We start from the raw sequence: 3328 nt of genomic DNA, 5'->3' as shown, positions 1-3328 counted from the left end.
ACTTAAGCTATTGATTAAATTAGCATTTTTACAAATAAAAATATAGCATTAAATTGGCTTTTTACTCATAGCACTTATTTTTGCCATACAGATGGCTATTTAACTAGCGAATGTGCAAACCATTACAGGCCATTTTTACTGCTTTTAACAATGCGAGTGCTTTTTTATTGGTTTCATCCCATCCAGCTTCTGGAATAGAGTCAGCGACGACACCCGCACCTGCTTGGATATGAATTTTGCCACGGCGCATGACAGCCGTACGGATAGCAATAGCGGTATCCATGTTGCCATGCCAGCCCAAATACCCTACTGCACCACCAAAGACCGTTCGACGTACTGGCTCTATCTCATCGATAATTTGCATGGCGCGGATTTTGGGCGCCCCTGTCAAGGTGCCCGCTGGGAACGTCGCACAAAAGACATCCAGTGCGTCTTTATCAGGCAATATCGTTCCCTCAACGTTAGAAGCAATATGCATCACTTGTGAATAGCGCTCTACAAACATCTTTTCGGTTACCTTGACACTACCATACTCGCAGACGCGGCCAATATCATTGCGACCCAAATCAATAAGCATCAGGTGCTCAGCGATTTCTTTTTTGTCATTAAGCAGTTCTTGCTCAAGTGCTTCATCTTCTGCTTGGTTCTGTCCGCGTTTACGAGTGCCCGCCAATGGTCGCACTGTTACTTTGCCATCTTCGATACGCGATAATATCTCAGGCGAGGCACCAATGATGTTAAAGCGTTTGTGATCGTCGAGCGTATAACCATGCACCAAGAACAGATAAGGTGATGGATTTAAAAACCGTAGAGCACGATAGACAGCCAGTGAGTCGCCAGTATAATCAGCTGTCAAACGCTGCGCAGGAACGACCTGCATGACATCACCTGCTAAGATGTAGTCTTTAATCTTATTCACGTCGCTACAGTACTTCTTTGCACCTGTTTGTGAGGTAAACGTCGGTGTCGGCATTACTGGCGCGCTTAAGTTTGGCATCTCTGCTAACTTCTCTTCAATTTTTTCTAATTCACGGATAGCATTACTGTAGCCTTCTTCACTATTGCAGTCAGCATAGACGATGATAGATAACGTGTTTTCTAAACTATCAAAAACTATCACGCTCATCGAAAGCATCAACCACATGTCTGGCATCGACATCGGATTAGGTGCATCAGACAAGCCCACGCTTGGCTCAATGACGCGTACCATGTCATAGCCAAAGTAACCTACCAGACCACCGCTAAAGCTCGGTAGCATAGCGATATCGGCTGCTGTGGGCATATTGTATTGAGCCATCAGCTGACGAATATAATCAAATGGATCATCTACTGCATTTACATCAGTCTGATCGTTTCTTTTGACCGTCATATTTCCATCTGTATATTGCAAAATCAGATCACTACCCAAGCCAATCATCGAATATCGTGCCCAGCGCTCGCCGCCTACAACTGACTCAAATAAATACGCCGAACCATTCAGATCGCGTACTTTAGAAAACACAGATACTGGCGTTTGCGAATCCATTAGGCGTTTCTTTACCAGTGGTGCATGACTAAAGCCACGGTCTTTAAAAGACTTATATTCTTCAAAGGTCATCATAGTAAGGCTCTCTTAGCAACATATTGGCAAAAGATAAAAAGAATTGAAACAATAAAAAGGTATAGTCGGTTTAATGTAATTTGAATACAAGGAAGGCGAGTAAAAGTATTACAAGTAGTAGACTAAGCGAGACTGACACCGTATCCACTTTATAGAGGATAGGCTATAGATAAAATATAGCGTCAACACTCTACTGAATGCTGACGCTATAGAAACTCGCTTTTGCATCTTAACGCTGACAGATATAAACCATCTGGCTAGTACATAAGCGACTGTTGGCTATACGACGCCCTTATTAAACAACCAAAGCGCCAATCCAACGATAAGAATGGCAACAAATACCCATATAAACCAACCACCGCTTGGTTTTTTCTCTATGTGTCCTGCATTGGCTGGGTTATTGACTGCCTGATTTGCCGCGTTGTTGCCTTCGGTACCAAGATCACGAGACTGGCCTAGATTGGCTGTACCTGAGAACTGTGCAGTGGCTGCTTGCTTCGCACGTAAGACATCAGGATCAGCTTCTTCTTGCAGCTCAGTCGTCGTCGTTTTATCATGCTCTGGTTCCACTACTGGATCTTCATTCAATACGTCTTCATCTGCTTCTTCTTCGCGTATCACTTCTTCGTGCACAGCTTCTTCATGTACAGCCGACTGCTCTACTAATGGCTCACTCTCGTCCACTACTGACGATTCAGGCTCTGTCGCTACTACTTCTTGCTGCTCAGCCACTTCTTCTGCCATCACGGGTTCTTCTGCGACCACTGGCTCTTCTAGTGTTTCTTCTGCTACTACAAGCTCTGGAGTATCCTCTACTGGTGCAGACTCTACACTTTCTGCGGCAAACAAGACTTCCTCGATACCTGTTTCTTTGACAATTGGCTCTTGTGGGGCTGATTCAACTGTTTCGATGGCATTCTCTGTAGGCACGCTAGTATCAGAAACGTCGCTTATTGATTCTACTACTGCCTCTGACGCTGTATCTACAGCTACTGTCTCAACACTTTCGTCTGTAGCAGGCAGCATATCTTCAATACCTGTTTCTTTCACTACAGGTTCATCGATGGTTGGATGTTCGATGATGTACTCTTCGAACTCATCTGCTTTGACAGTAGTCTCAGTAACAGCAGCTTCAGTATTACTGTCATCAGCAGTATTCATGCTATCCGCTGTATCCTTTGCCGCTACAGGTGCTAACGACTCAACCTCTTCTACAGCAGCCACAGGCGCATTCACCAAAAAGCTAAAGCTGGCAAAGCCAATCGTGTCATCTACTTGCAATAGGCTTGACTGGTTGCCTTCGATACGCTGCTCATTGATAAACGTACCGTTCGATGAGTCCAAGTCTTTTACATATAACTGACCATCTAATACGCTGAGCACGGCATGATTGCGCGATACTTGCTTGCTGCCGAGTACCACATCATTATCACTGCCACGTCCAATAGATAGGCTGTCATCGACCGTCAGGGTCAGTTCTCCAAGCGCTTCTGTTAATGCATTAAGCTGCCAAGTGCTCGCTGATGGTGTCGGGTTTCCGCTGTCTATATTGTTTGTCATGATGCTATTCCTTATTTTTCTATTAAATTTCAAATGATTTTAGCTAAATTATTGCCAATGTTTAAAGCGATTCTAGGGTCTGTTGAACATTCAAATGTGGTGCTGGCAGTCACTATTTTTTAGGCAATATGCAGTGAAATTTTTGACGCCTAGTCATTCTAGGTTAAA

2 protein-coding genes are annotated in these 3328 nt (G+C 44.1%); both read right to left on the bottom strand.

Annotated features, from left to right (window positions below; genetic code table 11):
- Window positions 1–103: 103 nt before the first annotated feature.
- On the bottom strand, window positions 104–1600 hold the full coding sequence (gene trpE, locus ACZW67_RS14170) for an anthranilate synthase component I (protein ID WP_465183787.1): 1497 nt from the start codon (window positions 1598–1600) through the stop codon (window positions 104–106).
- A gap of 279 nt (window positions 1601–1879) precedes the next feature.
- Window positions 1880–3160 (bottom strand): FHA domain-containing protein, encoded by a 1281-nt coding sequence (locus ACZW67_RS14165; protein ID WP_465183786.1) that lies wholly within the window; start codon window positions 3158–3160, stop codon window positions 1880–1882.
- Between the last annotated feature and the right edge of the window lie 168 nt (window positions 3161–3328).

The organism is Psychrobacter sp. TPE 89C, assembly GCF_055522395.1.
This window is presented reverse-complemented; position numbering and strand designations above follow the sequence as displayed.